The sequence below is a fragment of the Leifsonia sp. EB41 genome (assembly GCF_041262565.1).
GTDB lineage: Bacteria > Actinomycetota > Actinomycetes > Actinomycetales > Microbacteriaceae > Leifsonia.
Window position 1 is genome coordinate 3,072,424 of sequence record NZ_JBGCCJ010000001.1, and the last position, 18,055, is coordinate 3,090,478.

Sequence of the window (18,055 nt, forward strand, 5' to 3'; positions counted from 1 at the left end):
CGACCCCAGCACCACCCCACCTCCGAACCACCCGAGCCGGAAGAAGCAGACCATGACCGCCACCCAGCGCATCCTCGTCGGATACGAGGCCACCCCGTCCGGAGACGACGCCCTCGCCGCGGGCGCCGCGCTGGCCGCCTCCTTCGGGGCGGACCTCCACGTGGCGCTGGTCATGCCGGACACCTCCCGGCGCGGAAACGTGCCGAACGACCCGGCCTATGACGCCCTCCTGCGCGACACCGCAGAGGGCTGGCTGGCGGACGCGCGCACTCGCGTCCCGTCGTCGGTCGCCTTCAGCGGGCGGGTCGTCTTCGGCGACTCGCTCGCCGAGGGCCTGCTCACCGCCGCGGAAGAGCTCGGCGCGACTCTGATCGTGGTCGGCGCCGCACGCGGCGGCCTCCTCGGCCGCTTCACCGTCGGCTCGGTCGCGGGCGCGCTGCTGCACGCCTCGCCGGTCCCGGTGCTGCTCGCGCCGGAGGGCTGGCGCGACCGCGCGCCGCAGCTCACGCGCGTGACGAGCATGGTCGGCACCCGCGCGGGCGCCGCAGACGTGCTCACGACCGGCGAGCGGCTCTCAGCCGCGGCCGGCGTCCCGCTGCGGCTGGTGTCGCTGCTCGCCCTCGACCTCCCGGGCGACGCCGCGGCCCCCAAGCAGAGCGTCGGCGAGCACCACGCCGCGGCGGTGCTGGAGGAGGCCAGCGCGGCGACCGGTGTCGTCGCGACGGCGGTCGTGGCGAAGGGCGACAACATCCAGAACGCGGTGGCGCGCCTCGACTGGGAGCCCGGTGAGATCGTCGTCGTCGGCTCCAGTCGCCTCGCGCAGCCCAGCCGGCTGTTCCTCGGCTCGACCGCGGCCGCCATGCTGCGCGAGCTGCCGGTGCCGATGGTCGTGGTGCCGCGCACGAAGTGAACCTGCGACTCCTCTCAATTGATTCTGTGTAAGGGGAGGCTTACCTTACAATCGAATGCGGCCGGAGCCCGCCGGTTCGATGTCAACAGCCTCCACGAAGGATCTTCATGCCTCCCATGGGTGTCGCCGCTCTCGGCGCCGTCGCCGGTCTCACGATCTTCCTCGGCCTCCCGATCGGCCGTCTCCGCTCGAACGCGGTCGGCCTGAAAGCCGCCCTGAACGCCCTCGCGACCGGCATCCTGATCTTCCTGCTCTGGGACGTCCTCTCGCAGGCGTGGGAGCCGGTCGACAAGGCGCTCTCCGCGCACAAGATCGGCCCGGCGCTCGGGCAGGGATTCCTGATGGCCGCGTGCATCGGCCTCGGCCTGCTCAGCCTCACCTACATGGACCGCTACATGAAGCGGCGCGCGCTGGCGCTGGCGTCGCCGATCCGGCCGCCCGCGGGCCCGGAGGGATCGCACGGACCGCAGGCCTCGCACCGCCCGCACGGCGCAGGCTCGGGCCCGGCCGTCGGCACCGCGACCGGCGTCGCCATCGTCGCCGCCACCGAGGTGGAGTCGCGCGCGGGGGCCCGCCGCCTGGCGCTCACCATCGCGATCGGCATCGGCCTCCACAACTTCGCCGAGGGCCTCGCGATCGGCACCGCCGCCGCGCAGGGTGAGCTCGCGTTCGCCGTGCTGCTCATCGTCGGCTTCGGCCTCCACAACGCCACCGAGGGCTTCGGGATCGTCGCCCCGCTCAGCGGCACGCGGCCGTCCTGGGGCTACCTGGCCCTGCTCGGCCTGATCGGCGGCGGCCCGACCTTCCTCGGAACCGTCATCGGCCAGGCGTTCAGCAGCGACATCGTCTCCATCGCGTTCCTGGGGCTCGCCGCCGGCTCCATCCTCTACGTCGTCATCGAGCTGCTGGCCGTCGCCCGCCGGACCGGGATGAAGACCCTGGTCGCGTGGTGCATCTTCGCCGGGATCGTCGCCGGCTTCGCGACCGACGCGATCGTCACCTTCGCCGGGGCCTGACACCGGTCCTGACACCGGCCAGTAGGGTGGTGGGAGAGCCGAGCAGGGAGGGCCGCATGCGCCAGGTCGTGGATTTCGTCACCGTCTCGACAGAGGGTCTGGACTCCAGCCCGGTCGCCCCGGCGCTCGCCGGGCTCCGCGCCAACGAGTCCCGCTACTTCAAGAAACAAGTACGACATCGACTTCGCGACGGCCCCGGCCGCCGAGGAGCGGGAGGCGCTCGACTGGGTGAGCCGCATCCTCGCCGACGAGCGCGGCATCGTGATCGCCTCGCCGGCGCTGGAGGTCACCTCGTTCGAGGTCGACGGCATCCGGATGGCCTACGTCTTCTACGAGTCCGGCCTGTCGATCAACGTCATGTACACGATCGACGACGCGGGCAAGCGCGCGGTCGGCTTCAAGCTGTCCGACGGCATGGAGGTGCCGGAGGAGCTGTCGACCTTCAAGTTCGCACGGCAGAAATCCCGGCTGGCCGGGACGATCCGGGGCTCGTACTTCGTCATCAAGGGCGAGTACTGAGCCGACGGACGCTCACGCCAGCGGGGTCACCTCCGCCGCCAGCTCCCGTTTGACGTCGTGCTCGATGAGCACTGGGATGAAGTCGCGCACGGGCGCGCCCGTGTACTCGATGTGTCGCTGGTGCACCAGGTCGACGATGCGGTCCCTGGGGACCTTCGGGAATCGCTCCGCGAGCCGGTCGACGGCGTGGTCGATGGCGACCGCTTCGTCGTTGGGGGCGGCGGGGATAAGGGCCTCGTCACTCATGGCGGGATTATGCACCGCATGCCAGGGTGGAGGCTATGGATGAAATCGAGGTAGTGGTCCTCCGCGTCTTCACCGACGAGCGCGGCGCCAACGGCAACGAGCTGGGCATCGTCACCAGCTCTCCGACGACGGCCGGGCGGGAGCAGGACATCGCGGCGGCGCTCGGATTCAGCGAGACGGTCTTCGTCGACGCGCTGGACTCCGCGGGCGGCATCGCGACGATCCGCATCTTCACCCCCGCGTCGGAGCTCCCGTTCGCCGGCCACCCGAGTGTCGGGACCGCCTGGTGGCTCGCGCACGAGCGCACCCCCGTCGGCGCCCTCGCCGAGAAGGCCGGGGACGTCGCCGTCTCGGTCGACCTCGACGGCGACTGGGCCGCGATCGACGCCCGCGCGGCGTGGACCCCCGACTTCACCTGGCTGCCGCTGGACTCCCCGGAGGAGGTCGAGGCGCTCGACGCGTTCGCGTTCACCGAGGGCCAGCACTACGCCTACGCATGGATCGACGAGGAGTCAGGATCGCTGCGCGCTCGCATGTTCGCCCCCGCGATGGGCATCGTGGAGGACGAGGCCACCGGCGCCGCGGCCATCGCCCTCACCGCGAAGCTCGGCCGCGCTCTGCGCATCGTGCAGGGCGAGGGCTCCGAGCTGGCCACCGAGCCGCTCGACGGCGGCCTCGTCCGCGTGGGCGGGACCGTCGTGTACGACCGCACCATCGACGCGACGCTGTGAGCGCGGAGCAGCCTGCTGTCGAGCTGATCCCGGTCGGGAAGCCAGGGGAGGGCCCCTACGGCATTGCCGTCACCGACGACGGCGCCGTCTGGTTCACGCTCGTCCACGGCGCCGCGGTCGGCCGCCGCGACCCGGACGGCACACTGACCCGGCTCGACCTGGGCGCGGGCGCGCAGCCCTCGGTGGTCGCTGCCGCGAACGGCTCCGACGTGTGGGTGACCGACACGACGGGAGGCCGCCTGCTGCTGCTCGGGCCGGGCCCGCGCCTCCTGGCCGAGGTCGCCGTACCGACCCCCGGCGCTCAGCCGTTCGGCGTCGCCGCGGTCTACGACGGGACCACCTGGTTCACCGAGCTCGCCGCCGACGCGCTCGGCCGCATCGGAGTGCTCGGCCGGGTGGACGAGTTCCCCGTCGGCCGGGAGGACGTCATGCCGTCGATGATCGCGGCCTCCGGCGACTCGCTCTGGTTCACGATGAACGCCATCGACGCCCTGGGCCACGTGCGTGGCGGCGACGCCGCCGTGGCGATCACCGAACTGCCGGCCGGCTCCGCCCCGGTCGGGATCACGGTCGCCGAGGACGGCGCGGTCTGGGCCGCCCTGATCGGCGCGGACGCGCTCGGACGCGTCGGACGGGACGGCACGCTCACCCTGCACCCGCTCGGCGGCGGCGCCAAGCCGCACGCGGTCGCGCCCGACGCGACGGGAGGCGTGTGGGCCTCCCTCTGGGGAGCCGACGCCCTGGCGCACGTCACCGCCTCCGGCGAGGTCGCCCGCGTGCCGCTGCCGCCCGCCTCCGAGCCGCACGGCATCGCCGTAGCCCCCGACGGCACCGTCTGGTCCGCCCTCGAGTCCGGCGCCCTGGCCCACCTGCACCCCTGACCACAGCCCCTGACCCCCCCATCCCTGACACCCGCCCCCCTGCCCTCCACCCTCGTAGCCACCGGAGGACATCCACCTCGCCCCGGCCCCGATCTCCTCCGTTGGCTGCTACCGGACACCTCCCGACACCCGATCTCCTCCGTTACCAACCGTGTGGAGAACGGAGGAGATCGGGCTCCGGCATGCCCCGAAACGCAGCGAACGGAGGAGACCCGGGCCGAAACCGGCCGGATCTCCTCCGTTCGCGGAGGAAGGGCAGTCTTACTCGGCCACGCCCACGTACTCGGCCGCCTGGTCCGGGTCGGCCGCGTCGGCCTCGAGCCGGGCGCGCAGCGCCGCGCCGAGCTCCGCGTCCACGTTCGTCCAGTACTGGATCGCCCGCTCGCGGATGTCATCCCGCGTCACCCCGCCGACCGCGCCCGCGATCGTGTCGAGGAACCGCTCCTTCGCCGCGTCGTCGTACACCTCGCGGTACAGCGTCCCCGCCTGCCCGAAGTCGTCGTCCTCCGTGTGCAGCGTCGCCGCCGAGCGCACAAGCGCACCGTCCGACTCCCACGAGCCCTCGCCCGCGGCCTCAGCGGAGGCCACCGGACCGCCGAAGGAGTTCGGCGCGTACACGGGCGCGCCGGCCGCCTTGAACCCGTGGCGCCCCGCGCCGTCCTGCGAGTAGTTGTGCACAGGAGCGACCGGAGCGTTCACCGGCAGCTCGTTGTAGTTGGTGCCCACGCGGTAGCGCTGGGCGTCCGGGTAGGAGAACACGCGCGCCATCAGCATCTTGTCCGGGCTGATGTCGATGCCCGGGACGGTGTTGGCGGGCGAGAACGCCGCCTGCTCGATCTGCGCGAAGAAGTTCTCCGGGTTCTCGTTCAGCGTGTGGACGCCGACCTCGATGAGCGGGTAGTCGCTGTGCGGCCACACCTTGGTCAGGTCGAACGGGTTGAACCGGTACGTCTTGGCGTCCTCGTACGGCATCACCTGCACGCTCACCTTCCACGCCGGGAAATCGCCGCGCTCGATCGCCTCGTAGAGGTCGCGGCGGTAGTAGTCCGCGTCCTCACCCGCGATCCGCTGCGCCTCGGCGCCCTGCATCTCCTCGTTGCCCTGGAGCGCGTGGAAGTGGTACTTGACCCAGAACCGCTCGCCCGCCGCGTTGATCCACTGGTAGGTGTGCGAGCCGTAGCCGGGCATGGTCCGCCACGAGCGCGGGAGGCCGCGGTCGCCCATCAGATAGGTGACCTGGTGCGCGGACTCCGGGGACAGCGTCCAGAAGTCCCACTGCATGTCCGCGTCGCGCAGCCCGGAGCCCGGGAGGCGCTTCTGCGAGTGGATGAAGTCGGGGAACTTGATGCCGTCACGGATGAAGAACACCGGGGTGTTGTTGCCGACGATGTCGTAATTGCCCTCGGTCGTGTAGAACTTCACCGAGAAGCCGCGCACGTCGCGCCAGGTGTCGGGCGACCCCATCTCGCCGGCGACCGACGAGAACCGCTGGACGGTCCGCGTGCTGGCGCCCGGCTGGAACACCGCGGCCTTCGTGTAAGCGCTCACGTCGCCGGTGACGACGAACTCGCCGAACGCGCCGCCGCCCTTGGCGTGCACGATCCGCTCCGGGATGCGCTCGCGGTTGAACTGGGCGAGCTTCTCGACCAGATACCTGTCGTGGAGCGCGGTGGCCCCGTCCTGTCCGGATGTCAGCGAGTGCGCGTCGCTGCCGACCGGGGTGCCGGTCTGGGTGGTCGTGTGGTTCTCCGTCATGGTTCTCCTAACCTCATTCGGCGTGCGACGGGGCTTTCGCCGCACGCTCCTGACAGGACGGGCACAGCCCCCAGAAGGTGACCTCCGCGACGTCCACCACGTACCCGGCCGCCCCCGAGGGGTGCAGGCAGGGCGCATGGCCGACGACGCACTCCACATCCGCCACCGCGCCGCACGAGGTGCAGACGACGTGGTGGTGGTTGTCGCCGACGCGCCGTTCGTACAGCGCGGGCGAGTGCGCCGGCTCGATGCGGCGCAGCAGGCCGGCGGCGGTGAGGTCGCCGAGGACGTTGTGGACGTTCTGGATCGAGGTGCCGGGCAGTGCGGGCAGCACCGCTCGGTACACCGTCTCGGCGTCCACATGGGGATGCGCGTCGAGCGCATCGAGGACGGCGAGCCGCCCCTGCGTCACACGCAGTCCCGACGCGCGCAGGGCGCCTTCGAGCTGTGCGGTGTCCATCCCTGCCACGCTAGCGGTTCTCTTTTGAACAATTCAAAACAACGTGCATCCCGGGAGTGGCGTGGCAGCCGTCTAATCTTGCATGAGAAGTTTCAAGCCGAAGGGTGGATCAGAGTGACGCGCGGATTCCAGGTGGACGCTCTCGGCGCGCGATTGCGCATCGCCCTGGACGGGTTCCCGGAGTCCGACGCCGATCGGCTCCGCGACCAGTGGCGACGCCTGGCGGCCCGGGGCGACGTGGGGGACACGATCACCGTCGCCGCCGCCGCCCCGGGGTCCGGCGCGGACGTCACCGGCCACGACCTCGACGCGGTGGGCGTCGCCCTCCGCCGCGCCCTCAACCAGCGCGCGATCGAGGCGAACCGCGGGGAGCTGGTGACGTTCCACGCGGCGGGCCTGGCCGATCCCGCGACGGGCGGCGTCATCGCGCTCGTCGGCCCATCCGGAGCCGGCAAATCGACCGCCGCCGCGCTGATCGGGAAGGCGCTGGGCTATGTGTCGGATGAAACGGTCGCGGTCAGGCCTTCCGGCGAGGTGCTCGCCTTCCCCCAGCCGCTGGCGTTCAAGAAGTCGGAGGCGCGCGGCCGGCACGTCACCGGGCCCGACGAGCTCGGGTTGCTGCGCCCGGGGCCGCGGCTGCGGCTGACGCGGATCGCGCTCCTCGACCGCACGGAAGCGGCGACGACGCCGACGATCCGGACGGTCGAACTGCGGGAGGTCTTCGAGGACCTCGTCGCGCAGGTCAACCACTTCAACGCGCTCCCGAGGCCGCTGAGCCTGCTCGACGGGCTGGTCCGGCGCTGCGGGGGAGTCCAGGTGATCAGCTACCGGGAGGCCGCCGACCTGGTCGAGCCGGTGCGCGAGCTGCTGCGGAGCAGAACGGACTCGGGGATCACGTACAGCCGAGCGGAGGTCGACGACTGGGTCGACCTCGACGGCGACGCGGTCGTGCTCGCCTGGGACACGATCACCCGGCTGACGCCGCTCTCCTCGCTGGTCTGGAGGCTGCTCGAGGTCCCCCTGACCCTGGACCGGCTCGTCGCCGTCGCCGAGCGGGAGTTCGGCCCGGCGCCGGACGGGAGCAGCGCGGACGCCCTCCGCGCGGTGCTGCACGAGCTCGCCGACGCCGGCCTCGTGCGGCCGAGCGGCGCCGCGCGTCACCGCGCTCTGGACTGAAGCCGCGTCTCCTCGATGTCGAGCATGGACTGCGCCTCGCTGAGGATGCGCGACGGGTACGCGCCGCGCGCCCGCTCCTCCAGCAGCCGGTCGCGCTCGGCGTCCACCACCGCGAGCCGCAGCGTGCGGTACACGTGGTGCGGTCGGCCCTCCGGGGGCGTGTCGTACAGCACGATGCGCTCCCAGGCCGCCTCGGCGCGGAGGTAGGTGGTCTGGCGCACGCGCTCCACGAGCTCGGGATCCACCGGCGCGGTGGCGCCGGAGGCGGACTCCGGGTCGTCCAGCACGGAGAGGCCGGCCTCGCTGAGGTCGTCGAGGAGCTGCGCGAGCAGCCTCCTGTCGTCCTTGACGTCGATGCCCTGCAGTCCGAGAACGCGGATCAGCCAGGGGAGGGTGCCGCCCTGCACGACCAGGCTGACGAACGCGACCGTGAACGCGATCAGGATGAGCTGCGGGCGATACGGGATGTCCGCGGGGAGCGACTGCGCCGCCGCGAGGGTGACGACGCCGCGCATCCCCGACCAGCCGAGGACGACCCCGCCCTTCCAGTCGATGGCCTCCTGGCGGAACTCCTCCAGGTCGCTGCGGTGCCTCCAGTAGCGCTGCTCGGCACGGTGCTTGCGCTGCGCCTGCCAGCGGTAGCGCACGGGATGGTCGCGGAAGTAGCTGATCATCAGCCACTCCCGCAACACTTGTTTCTCGGCGCGCTCCCCGCGTCGTCGGAGCGCGAGGATGAGCGGCCCGATCAGGATGTAGCGGATGACCACCAGCGAGGCCATCGCGATGAGGCCGATGCCGACCGCGTCCCAGACGCTGAGGATCTCGGGGTGCTCGACGTCCGCGATGAGTGTGCGCAGCTCCAGCCCGATGAGCAGGAAGACGCCGTTCTCGAGCAGGAACTGGATGGTGTGCCAGTTGATCCGGTCGCTGATCCTCGCCTGCGCGCTGAACTGCCGCGGCGCCGCGTGCCCGGTGTAGAGGCCGGTGACGACGACGGCGAGCACGCCGGAGCCGTGCAGCGCCTCCGTCGGGGCGAACGCGGCGAACGGCACGACGACCGACAGCGCGGTGTCGAGCACCGGGTCGCTCAGCTTCGACCGCACCCAGACGGTGACGAAGCCGACGACGAACCCGATCACGAGGGCGATGATCACGGCCGAGAAGAAGTCGAGCACGCCAGCGAGCGGGGTGGCGAGGGTGCCGACGGCCGCGGCCAGGGCGGTGCGCAGCAGCACCAGGGCGGTCGCGTCGTTGACCAGGCCCTCGCCCTCCAGCACGGTGAGGAGGCGCGGCGGGAGGCCGAGCTTGCGGCCGATGGAGGTCGCAGCGACCGCATCCGGCGGGCTGATGATCGCTCCGAGCGCGATGGCCGCGGCCAGGTTGAGGTCGGGCAGCATCGTGTAGAGCAGGAAGCCGGTCGCGAACGCGGTGACGACGACGAGGAAGATCGACAGCCCCGCGATCGGCGCCAGATTGCGGCGGAAGTCGGTGAGCGGCACGCTGATCGCCGCCGCGTACAGGATGGGCGGCAGCAGCCCGTCGAGGATGACCTCCGGCGGCACCTCGATGTCCGGCACACCGGGCAGCACCGAGAGGGTGACACCGACGATCACGAGGATGATGGGCGCGGCGACGCCGAGTTTGCGGGCGAAGGCGGCTACGCCGACGATCACCGCGACGGCGATCACCGCATAGACACCGAGCTCCATGCCTTCCAGCCTACGGAAGATTTCAGGTGTCTGAGAACACTCTCAGGCGCCCGGGCCGGATCGGCGGGTTCGGCGGGTCAGCGGGCGCGGAGGCCGTCGATCGCCATCGCGACGACGCGGTCGCGCTGCTCGTCGTCGTCGAACGCGACGCCGGCGATGCCGGACACCATGCGGATGACGTCGCCGATGGTGGCGTCCGGCCGCAGCTCGCCGGCCTCCTGAGCGCGGCGGACGAGCGGCTCGCCCGCAGCATAGAGGGAGGTGCGGCAGCTCAGCAGGACGGGGGAGTCCTTGTTGAGGCCCTCCAGCAGGGCCTTCTTGGTGCCGACGTAGAGCAGGAAGCGGCGCAGCCAGGCCTGCACGGCCTCCCACGGCTCGAGAGATTCGGCGTCGTCGGCGGCGCGGACGACGGCCTCCACCTCTTCGACGTAGACGGCCTCGACCAGGGCGTCGCGGGTGGGGAAGTTGCGGTACAGCGTGCCGATGCCGACGCCGGCGCGGCGGGCGATGTCCTCCAGGGAAGCCCCGGCGCCGTCCTGCGCGAACGCCTCGCGGGCGGCGGCCAGCAGGGCGTCGAAGTTGCGCCGGGCGTCCGCACGCTGCGGGCGCGCGATGAGGGGGCGAACAGTGTCGGTGTCGGCCGTATCTGTGCCGGTCACGGCATTGGTCCTTCCAGGGTTACGAAACTGAGGGTTGCGAAGCGGAGGCACCCTCCGGTATCGTTGTCGATGTAACCGGAGGCACCCTCCGAACGGAGCCTCCCTCCAATTGTAACTCCTCTTCCGCAGAGATTCACCCGGTCGATCACACGTCGGCCTCCCTTCGAGAAACGGAAAGACCGTACTTATGTCTCGATCCCGTCCCTCCGCCACCTTCGCCGTCCTGGCGCTCAGCGTGGCCTCCTTCGCGACGCTCCAGTCGCTCGTCGTCCCGGTCCTCCCGGTCATCCAGCAGGATCTCCACACCACAACAGCCGGCGTCACCTGGACCATGACCGCCTGGCTGATCGCCGCCGCCGTCGCCACACCCCTGCTCGGGCGCGTCGGCGACCTGGTCGGCAAGCGCCGCATCTTCGTGCTCGCGCTGCTCGCCGTGGCGCTCGGCAGCGTGATCGCCGCCGTCGCGCCCTCCATCGGCGTCCTCATCGCGGGCCGCGTCGTTCAGGGTCTCGGCGGGGCGATGTTCCCGCTCGCGTTCGGCATCATCCGCGACGAGTTCCCGCCGCACCGCCTCCCGTCCGCCATCGGCGCGATCGCCTCGATCATCGCGATCGGCAGCGGCCTCGGCACCGTGCTGGCGGGTCCGCTCGCCGCGGCCCTGAGCTGGCGCGGACTGTTCCTCGTGCCGGTCGCCCTCACCGTGACCGCCGCGGTGCTCGCCCTCGTGATCGTCCCCGAGTCGCCCACCCGCGCGACCGGAGGCGTCAACCCGTGGTCGGCCGGCCTGCTCTCCGGATGGCTGATCGCGCTCCTGCTCCCGCTCAGCACGGGCGCGCAGTGGGGCTGGTCGTCGCCGGTCGTGATCGGCCTGTTCGCGCTCGCCGCCGTGCTGCTCGCCGCCTGGGTGATCGTGGAGCTGCGCTCGCGGCACCCGCTGGTCGACATGCGGCTCATGCGCGAGCCGGGCGTCTGGTCGATGAACGCCGCCGCGGTCTTCATCGGAGCCGCGATGTTCGCGGTGTTCGCCTTCTTCCCGCGCTTCGTGCAGACGCCGGCCTCCACCGGCTACGGCCTGGGCGCGACGGTCGCGGAGTCCGGGCTGCTGATGCTGCCCATGCTCGTGACGATGGCCGTGACCGGCTTCCTCAGCGGACCGTTGGAGCGCTGGCTGGGCTTCCGCACCCAGATCGTGATCGCGGCGACCGTAATGGCCGCGGCGAGTCTGTCGCTGGCCTTCCTGCACGGCTCGCTGGTCGCGGTCGCCACCGCGTCCGGGGTGTTCGGCGTCGGCCTGGGACTGATCTACGCCGCGATCACGAGCGTGGTCGTGCAGAGCGTGCCGGCCACGCAGACCGGCGTGGCGAGCGGGATGAACGCCAACCTCCGCACGGTCGGCTCCGCGATCGGCGCCGCGGTGATGACCGCGCTCGTCACCGGGACCCTCGGCGCCGGCGGCCTCCCGGCCGAGACCGGCTACACCGAAGGGTTCGCGACGGCGGGCGTGCTGGCGTTCGGCGCGGCCGTGGTGACAGTGGCGGCGGCGGTCGTGATGCGGTCGCGGGCGACGCGGGGCGCGGTCGGGGAGGCGGAGGAGCTGCCCGCGGCCGAACTGGTTGCGGCCGGGCCCGCGCGGCTCGACGCGGCCCGCGCTGCGGAGCCGCTGGGCGCAGCCGCGGCCTCCGAGGCGGCAGAGATGGCGCGCCTGATCGAAAAGGTGGAGGCCGACCTCCCCGCCGAGGCCACGGTGTCGGCGGCGTAGGCCGCGTCGGTAACGGAGGAAATCCACCCACCGCGACATCGAAAACGCAGTCAACGGAGGAGACCGGTCGCGACCCGCGGCCGGTCTCCTCCGTTAGCTGCACCGGCCGGGCGCCTCTGATGCGGCCAACGGAGGAGAATCCGCGGCATCCGGCCCCGGTCTCCTCCGTTAGCTGCTTTCGGGCGGCGTGCCGCCGCCGATCTCCTCCGTTACCGGCGCTGTCGGCGGCGCGCGGTAGCGTCGCGGCGTGACCGAGTCGTGCCCGTGCGGGGCGCCCGCGCATCCCGGGGCGCCGCTCCCGCTGTGTCTCGTGCACCTCCTGGAGGCGCACGAATGGGTGGAGGGCCAGTTCGGCCAGACCGACCTGCTGCCATCGCCGTGCGCGTTCTGCGGCTCGCGGCTCGGCGTGCGGTACCCGTCGGGCTGGCTGTGCGCGGTCTGCGAGTGGCGGGTCGGCGAGATGGCGCCGGAGGGCGCGGCCGCCTCGCGAGTGGACGTCGTCTACTACCTGCGTTACCGAGACCGCATCAAGATCGGCACGACGGCGAACCCGGCGCAACGGTTCGCGAGCCTCCCGCACGACGAGGTGCTCGCCTTCGAGCGCGGCGACCGCACCCTGGAGCACCGGCGGCACATCGAATTCGCTGCGCTGCGCATCCCCGGGACCGAGTGGTTCGAGACGGATACCGGCCTCCTGAGTCACGTCGCGGCGCTGCAGGACGGAGACCCGTGGCTGCTGCTCGCGCGCTGGCGCAGCGAGGCCGCCGCTCGACGCTAACGGAGGAGATCGGAGGCGGGACGCCTCAGTGCGCGGTCCCCGCCAGCACCTCCCGCTGCCGCGCCCGGCCGGGCTGGTCGTAGTACTTCGCCCACCAGCCGTCCGTCGGGTCGAGGCCGACCGCGGCCTCCACCCCGCTCTGCGGCCCTGGCGTCGGATCGTGCGGCGCCAGGGAGAGCGTGTACCGGAACCGGTAATGGTCGAACAGCCGCATGAACTCGGTGAAGTACAGCTCGGCGACCGTTGCGTCCCCGCGGATGACGAGCATGTTCTCGTCGTTGCCCGTGGTGGAGGCCACGCTGAAGTTCGCTGACCCCGTCACCACGACCGGGTCGTCGCCGAGCGGGTCGATCAGCAGGTACTTGCTGTGCACGTACTCCACGTTGTTGGAGAACGGGTTCTCGAGCTCCGGAGCGAATCCCGCCAGCGCGCCCGCGGGCAGGAACGCGCCGGCGACGATCGTCGTGCCGGGGTCGGTGACCACCGCGCTCGCCTTCGCGGCGGCCTTCGGGTCCTCGAAGAGCAGGTAGCGGAGGGCGTCGTGGGCGCCGGGCAGTGCGTCGCCGAACCGGGAGTCGAGCGTGAACGGGAACGTCCCGCACGCGATCGTCCCCGCCCCGTCGAACAGGGCCGCATAGCGGTCGAGGGCGGTGCTGCGGGTGTGCGGGCTGAACACCACGGACACTCCGGGGGGCCACGGGTCGGGCAGGGCGTCGTTGGCGTCCACCCAGTCGTTCAAAGTGCTGTACGGCGGATCGTCCAGCAGCTGCGACCAGTAGGCGAGGTAGGCGGCGGCGATCGCCGGATCGTCGATGGAGTGCCCGACGTTGGACTGCCCGAACACGCCGTTGGTCGTGATGTTGGTCGAGCCGGTCCAGACCGCCACAGGCGCGCCGTCGTGCGACGCGACGACGAACTTGTTGTGCGGGATCTTCGCGTTGGCGCGCCAGAGCTTCACGAGGCCGTCGATGCCCGCCGCGGTGACGGCGTCGTGGTTCTTGGGGTTGCCGTCGTCGACGATCAGGTTCACGGAGGCGCCTGCGCGGTCCGCGACGCCGAACGCCTGCAGGACTGCGGGCAACTGGAACTCGTAGAAGCTTCCGTGCAGCTCCCAGCCCGCGTCCTGCGCCCGGCCGATGAACGCGAGGATGGCCTCCTGGAGCCCGCGCGACAGCCACGTCCACGCGGCGTCGCCCGGGACGTCGGCGGGGAGGCGGTTCTGGAACCGCTCCGCGTACGCCTGCGACGAGATGACCCCGCGGTTGAACCAGACCCCCTGCTGCGCGGGCTGCCCGGTGGAGACGGCCAGCGTGACGGAGTCCGCGGAGGTCAGCGGCTGCCCGGCGGTGCCCGTCATGCTGTGCACGATGTACGTGTAGTCGTGGCCCTCCTTCGCCGTGTAGTCGCCCCAGAGGAAGGTCTGCAGCGGGTTGACGTCGGTCGTCCACGTCCCGGCCGGTGCGCCGGTGAAGCGGAGCCGGTTCGGGAGCCAGCGGTGCTCGCCCTCGGTGTGGTCGAGCCGTTCGATGCCGAAGCCGTGGACGCCCGGCATCGCCGCCTGGTCGTGGTCGATCCCGATCAGGACGACGTCGTTGCCGGCGATCGCCTGGGCCGAGAGTGGGCCGCTGGTTCCGCTCGTCCTCATCGCGTCCTCCGTTCGTGAGGCGTGGATGTCAGGTGGAGCCTACGAGCCATGCCGATACCGGTGCCACCCCCTGTCGCGCCAGCTTCCGTGACGGGGTGTTTCACCCGCGAAACACAGAGTCACGCCGGCTCGACCGTGCGTGCGATTCGCCCGCATCCTGTGCTGCATCCCGTCCCGCACCCCGATGCATCCGAGGAGTCCTCATGCGTTCCCGTTCCCTCCGCACCCTCGCCGGCGCCGCCGCCGCGCTCACCGGAGTGCTGGCGCTCGCTGCGTGCGCCGGCGCCTCCGACGCCGCGACCAGCGGCCAGAAGGTCGACGGCGGCACCATCGTCTACGCCCACCAACAGGAGCCCGCCTGCGTCTTCGGCGGCTGGATCGAGCAGGCCTACCTCTCGTACCAGGTGCTCGACAACCTCACCTCGCTCGACGAGAACCACAAGGTCGTGCCGTGGCTCGCCACCGCGTGGAAGCAGTCCGACGACGGCCTCACCTGGACCTTCACCCTGAAGAAAGGGGTGAAGTTCACGGATGGCACTCCGCTCACCGCCGCGGCCGTCGCCTACAACTTCGCCTACTGGGTGAACGGCGGCAACAGCACAGCCAAGGTCTGGCTGGACGGCTACTACAAGGACGCCAAGGCCGTCGACGACCAGACGCTGCAGATCGATCTGTCGCACCCGTACCCGCGACTCGCCGACAACCTCACGCAGGGGTACTTCGGCATCCAGTCGCAGCACGCGCTCCAGACCCGCACGAAGGAGCAGAACTGCGAGGCCCCGATCGGCTCCGGCGCGTTCACGGTCGAGAAGTGGAACCGCGGCCAGGACATCATCCTGAAGAAGAACACGGCCTACACGTCCCCGCCGGCGAACGCGAAGCACACCGGGCCGGCCTACGTCGACACGATCGACTGGAAGTTCGTCGCGGACCCGACCACCCGCGTCGCCGCGCTGCAGGGCGGCCAGGTCGATGCGATCTACGACGTGCCGTCCGTGCAGTGGAGCGTGCTGAAGGCCGGCGGCTACCAGCTCGACAAGTTCGTGACGCCCGGCCGGCCGCAGCAGATCTCGTTCAACACCGCGAAGGGCCCGTTCACCGACGAGCAGGTGCGCCAGGCGTTCGCCTACAGCCTCGACCGTCCGCAGATCGTGGACACGATCGGCCGCGGCGTCATCCCGTCGGAGGGCAACGGCGGCGTCAGCCAGGCGACCCCCGGCTACAGCCGGAAGGCCGCGGACTGGTACACGCAGGACGTGAAGAAGGCGAACGCGCTTCTCGACGCCGCCGGCTGGGACCAGAAGAACTCCGACGGCGTGCGGGTGAAGAACGGTCAGCCGCTGACCGTGCGACTGCCGTACGGCGCGGGCTCGATCATCAACGCCGACGGCGCCGCCATCCTGCAGGGGGTGAAGGAGCAGGCGAGCAAGGTCGGCTTCGACGTCAAGCTCATCCCCGTGCCGCAGAGCGAGTTCTTCTCCGGCAAGTACTCCGGGCCGGACGCCTACGACCTCCAGGCCGGCTACTGGACGAGCGTCACGGCGGGCATCCTCTACATCAACTGGAGGCCGTCCACCGCCGCCGACCCGAACTACAGCAACAGCAGCTTCACGAATGACCCGGTGCTTGCGCAGTACATCCTCGACGGCAACTCGGCGGCGACCGTCGAGCAGCAGAACGCCGACTACCAGAAGGCGCAGGACTACATCGCCCAGCACGCGCTGTCGATCGGCGTCTACGACCGGCTGAGCACGCTCGCCGTCTCGCCCCGGCTCCACGGCGTCTGGCAGGAGCACGCACAGGGAGGACCGACGTTCTATGACGCGTATCTCACCAAGTGAGCCGGTGCTCGCAGAGACGGAGGTCGCGCCCGGCGGCGCGGCGGTCATCACGACCGTCCGCCCCCGGCGCGGCCGGGCCGTCGCCGTCACCCTCCTGAAGAAGACCGGCGCGGCGGTCGTGGTCCTCTGGGGCGCGGCGACCGTGGCGTTCTTCGCCCAGCTCGCCCTCCCCGGCGACCGGGCGACGACCATCCTCAACATCCGCGCCGGTCAGGTGCAGCTGCGCACCCCGGCCGAGCTGGAACAGATCCGCGCGCATTACGGCCTCACCCGCCCGGTCATCCTCCAGTACCTCGACTACCTGCGCGGGCTGGTCGCGGGTGACTTCGGGACGTCGTACCAGCAGTATCGCCAGGTCACCGCGATCATCGGCGAGCAGCTCGGCAATACGGTCACCCTCTCGCTGGCGGCGATCGCCCTGGCCTGGGTCATCATGGTCGTCTGGGTCACCCTCACCGCCGGACGGGGCCCACGGATCGGCGCGCTCGGCTCGACGGCGGACGTCGTCACCGCGGGCCTCCCGGCCTACTGGCTGGGCATCATCCTGCTCTTGGTGTTCGGCCTCGGGCTGCGCTGGTTCCCGATCATCAGCGGCTCGGCGCCGAACGGGATCGTGTTGCCGGCGCTGACGCTCGCCATCCCGCTGGCCGGGTTCATGGCGCAGAGCGTGAGGACCGAGTTCGAGCGCTCGCTCGACCAGCCCTTCGTGCTCTCAGCGCGGATGCGCGGGATGGGGGAGTGGGGGATCCGGCTGCGGCACGTCCTCCGTCACGCCGTCATCCCTGCGGTCACCCTCTCGGGCTGGGCGCTCGGCGCGACGCTCTCCGGCGCGGTGATCGTGGAGTCGATCTTCTCGCGGCCGGGCATCGGCTCGGTGCTGGTCACTGCGGTCGACTCCCAGGACCTGCCGGTCGTCACCGGCATCGTCACCCTTGTCGCCGTGGTCTACGTGGTGGCGAACCTCATCGTGGACGTCGTCTACACGGTGATCGACCCCCGATTGGAGCTGTCATGACCTCCGTCGCCTCACCCTCGAAACAACGTTTCGCGCAGTCGGCCGCGACGCGCCTCACCCGCGCCCCGTGGGGCCTCTACCTCGCGGTCTCCTTCGCCGTGCTGCTCCTCGTCGCGGTCATCGCCCCGCAGCTCCTCACCACTCACCTGCCCACCGCCGTCGACTACGCCGCCGCCCTCCAGCCGCCGAGCTGGGCTCACCCGTTCGGCACGGATGAGTCAGGGCGTGGCCTCTACACGCGGATCGTGTGGGGCGCACGCGACTCCCTCACCATCGGGGTGGGCGCCGCGGCCGTGAGCATCGGACTGGCGCTGATCCTCGGCACGCTCGCGGCGCTCGGCGTCAGGCCGGTCGCCGTCGTGATCGACCGGTTCGTGGAGATCCTGTTCGCCTTCCCCGCCCTCCTGCTCGCGCTGCTTCTCATCGCGATCGCCGGCCCGAGTGCGGCGACGCAGGTCTTCGCGGTCGGCGTCGGCACGGCACCGGGTTACGCGCGGATGATCCGCGGGCAGATCCTCGGCGCGCGGAACTCGGCGTACGTGCAGGCCGCGACAGCGCTCGGGCACTCGCGCCGGCGGATCGTGCGCGCGCACATCCTCCCGAACGCGCTGCGTCCGCTGGTCGCGGTGTTCGCGCTGTCGATCGGCCAGTCGATCGTGTGGGCGTCGAGCCTGTCGTTCCTCGGGCTGGGCGTCGCGCCGCCCGCATCCGAGTGGGGCGCGCTGCTCGACGCGGGCCGCGCCTACCTCACCACGGCCTGGTGGCTCGTCGTCATCCCGGGCCTCGTCATCGTCGCGGTCGCGCTGGCCGCGACCACCATCGGCCGGCACATCCAGGCGCGCCTGGAGAAAGGGGAGCGATCGTGAGCATCGCAGAGCAGAGCACCTCCGAGCAGAGGGCCACCGCCGCCGACCCCTCCACCGACACCGACCGCTCCTCCGACCTCGGCCGCCTC

16 protein-coding genes and 1 pseudogene are annotated in these 18,055 nt (G+C 71.3%); 11 read left to right on the plus strand and 6 right to left on the minus strand.

What is annotated here, in order from left to right:
- The first annotated feature begins 52 nt into the window (after positions 1-52).
- From ABH923_RS15255 to ABH923_RS15265, 3 genes and pseudogenes are all read left to right on the plus strand, one after another.
- Positions 53-910 carry a universal stress protein gene (locus ABH923_RS15255; RefSeq protein ID WP_370056241.1) on the plus strand — a complete coding sequence of 286 codons (858 nt, stop codon included), beginning with the start codon at positions 53-55 and terminating at the stop codon, positions 908-910.
- Between the two features lie 107 nt (positions 911-1,017).
- Positions 1,018-1,926: a ZIP family metal transporter gene (locus ABH923_RS15260; RefSeq protein ID WP_370056242.1), complete on the plus strand. Its 909-nt coding sequence runs from the start codon at positions 1,018-1,020 to the stop codon at positions 1,924-1,926.
- 56 nt (positions 1,927-1,982) lie between these two features.
- Positions 1,983-2,445: pseudogene (locus ABH923_RS15265) on the plus strand (phage tail protein).
- Between the two features lie 12 nt (positions 2,446-2,457).
- On the opposite strand, the gene ABH923_RS15270 reads toward ABH923_RS15265, so the two are convergent.
- The gene (locus ABH923_RS15270) at positions 2,458-2,691 is read right to left on the minus strand and encodes a three-helix bundle dimerization domain-containing protein (RefSeq protein ID WP_370056243.1); all 234 of its coding nucleotides are present in this window, start codon (positions 2,689-2,691) and stop codon (positions 2,458-2,460) included.
- Between the two features lie 35 nt (positions 2,692-2,726).
- Here ABH923_RS15270 and ABH923_RS15275 point away from each other — a divergent pair, with 35 nt between their 5' ends.
- Together ABH923_RS15275 and ABH923_RS15280 are read left to right on the plus strand one after the other, a co-directional pair.
- Entirely contained in the window at positions 2,727-3,422 is a 696-nt protein-coding gene (locus ABH923_RS15275) for a PhzF family phenazine biosynthesis protein (protein WP_370056244.1), read from the plus strand.
- Complete coding sequence (locus ABH923_RS15280; RefSeq protein WP_370056245.1) at positions 3,419-4,303, plus strand: virginiamycin B lyase; 885 nt, start codon at positions 3,419-3,421, stop codon at positions 4,301-4,303. The genes ABH923_RS15275 and ABH923_RS15280 overlap by 4 nt, the downstream gene beginning before the upstream one ends.
- Before the next feature lie 261 nt (positions 4,304-4,564).
- On the opposite strand, the gene ABH923_RS15285 is transcribed toward ABH923_RS15280, so the two are convergent.
- Both ABH923_RS15285 and ABH923_RS15290 read right to left on the minus strand, forming a co-directional pair.
- Positions 4,565-6,058: a catalase gene (locus tag ABH923_RS15285; RefSeq protein ID WP_370056246.1), complete on the minus strand. Its 1,494-nt coding sequence runs from the start codon at positions 6,056-6,058 to the stop codon at positions 4,565-4,567.
- A 13-nt stretch (positions 6,059-6,071) separates the two neighbouring features.
- A complete protein-coding gene (locus tag ABH923_RS15290; RefSeq protein ID WP_370056247.1) occupies positions 6,072-6,518 on the minus strand; it encodes a Fur family transcriptional regulator in 447 nt (148 codons plus the stop codon).
- A gap of 114 nt (positions 6,519-6,632) precedes the next feature.
- On the opposite strand from ABH923_RS15290, the gene ABH923_RS15295 reads away from it, so the two are divergent.
- Positions 6,633-7,694, plus strand: coding sequence for a hypothetical protein (locus tag ABH923_RS15295; RefSeq protein WP_370056248.1), 1,062 nt, complete (start codon positions 6,633-6,635; stop codon positions 7,692-7,694).
- Here ABH923_RS15295 and ABH923_RS15300 read toward each other — a convergent pair.
- On the minus strand, positions 7,676-9,403 hold the full coding sequence (locus tag ABH923_RS15300; RefSeq protein WP_370056249.1) for a cation:proton antiporter: 1,728 nt from the start codon (positions 9,401-9,403) through the stop codon (positions 7,676-7,678). The two genes, ABH923_RS15295 and ABH923_RS15300, sit on opposite strands and share 19 nt — an antisense overlap.
- A 77-nt stretch (positions 9,404-9,480) precedes the next feature.
- Positions 9,481-10,062, minus strand: a complete 582-nt coding sequence (locus ABH923_RS15305; RefSeq protein WP_370056250.1) for a TetR/AcrR family transcriptional regulator — start codon at positions 10,060-10,062, stop codon at positions 9,481-9,483.
- A 187-nt stretch (positions 10,063-10,249) separates the two neighbouring features.
- On the opposite strand from ABH923_RS15305, the gene ABH923_RS15310 reads away from it, so the two are divergent.
- Together ABH923_RS15310 and ABH923_RS15315 are read left to right on the plus strand one after the other, a co-directional pair.
- Positions 10,250-11,821, plus strand: a complete 1,572-nt coding sequence (locus ABH923_RS15310; RefSeq protein WP_370056251.1) for an MFS transporter — start codon at positions 10,250-10,252, stop codon at positions 11,819-11,821.
- A gap of 247 nt (positions 11,822-12,068) precedes the next feature.
- The gene (locus ABH923_RS15315; RefSeq protein WP_370056252.1) at positions 12,069-12,599 is read left to right on the plus strand and encodes a GIY-YIG nuclease family protein; all 531 of its coding nucleotides are present in this window, start codon (positions 12,069-12,071) and stop codon (positions 12,597-12,599) included.
- Positions 12,600-12,624: 25 nt separating this feature from the next.
- Here the strand turns inward: ABH923_RS15315 and ABH923_RS15320 are convergent, their stop codons facing one another.
- Entirely contained in the window at positions 12,625-14,244 is a 1,620-nt protein-coding gene (locus ABH923_RS15320) for a phospholipase D-like domain-containing protein (protein ID WP_370056253.1), read from the minus strand.
- 203 nt (positions 14,245-14,447) lie between these two features.
- Between ABH923_RS15320 and ABH923_RS15325 the strand changes: the two genes are divergently transcribed.
- The 3 genes from ABH923_RS15325 to ABH923_RS15335 are packed head-to-tail and all read left to right on the plus strand — an operon-like array spanning position 14,448 to position 17,966.
- The gene (locus ABH923_RS15325; RefSeq protein ID WP_370056254.1) at positions 14,448-16,085 is read left to right on the plus strand and encodes an ABC transporter substrate-binding protein; all 1,638 of its coding nucleotides are present in this window, start codon (positions 14,448-14,450) and stop codon (positions 16,083-16,085) included.
- Entirely contained in the window at positions 16,063-17,100 is a 1,038-nt protein-coding gene (locus ABH923_RS15330; RefSeq protein ID WP_370056255.1) for an ABC transporter permease, read from the plus strand. The genes ABH923_RS15325 and ABH923_RS15330 overlap by 23 nt, the downstream gene beginning before the upstream one ends.
- Positions 17,097-17,966: an ABC transporter permease gene (locus ABH923_RS15335; protein ID WP_370056256.1), complete on the plus strand. Its 870-nt coding sequence runs from the start codon at positions 17,097-17,099 to the stop codon at positions 17,964-17,966. Before ABH923_RS15330 ends, ABH923_RS15335 begins: the two co-directional genes overlap by 4 nt.
- Positions 17,967-18,055: the final 89 nt, after the last annotated feature.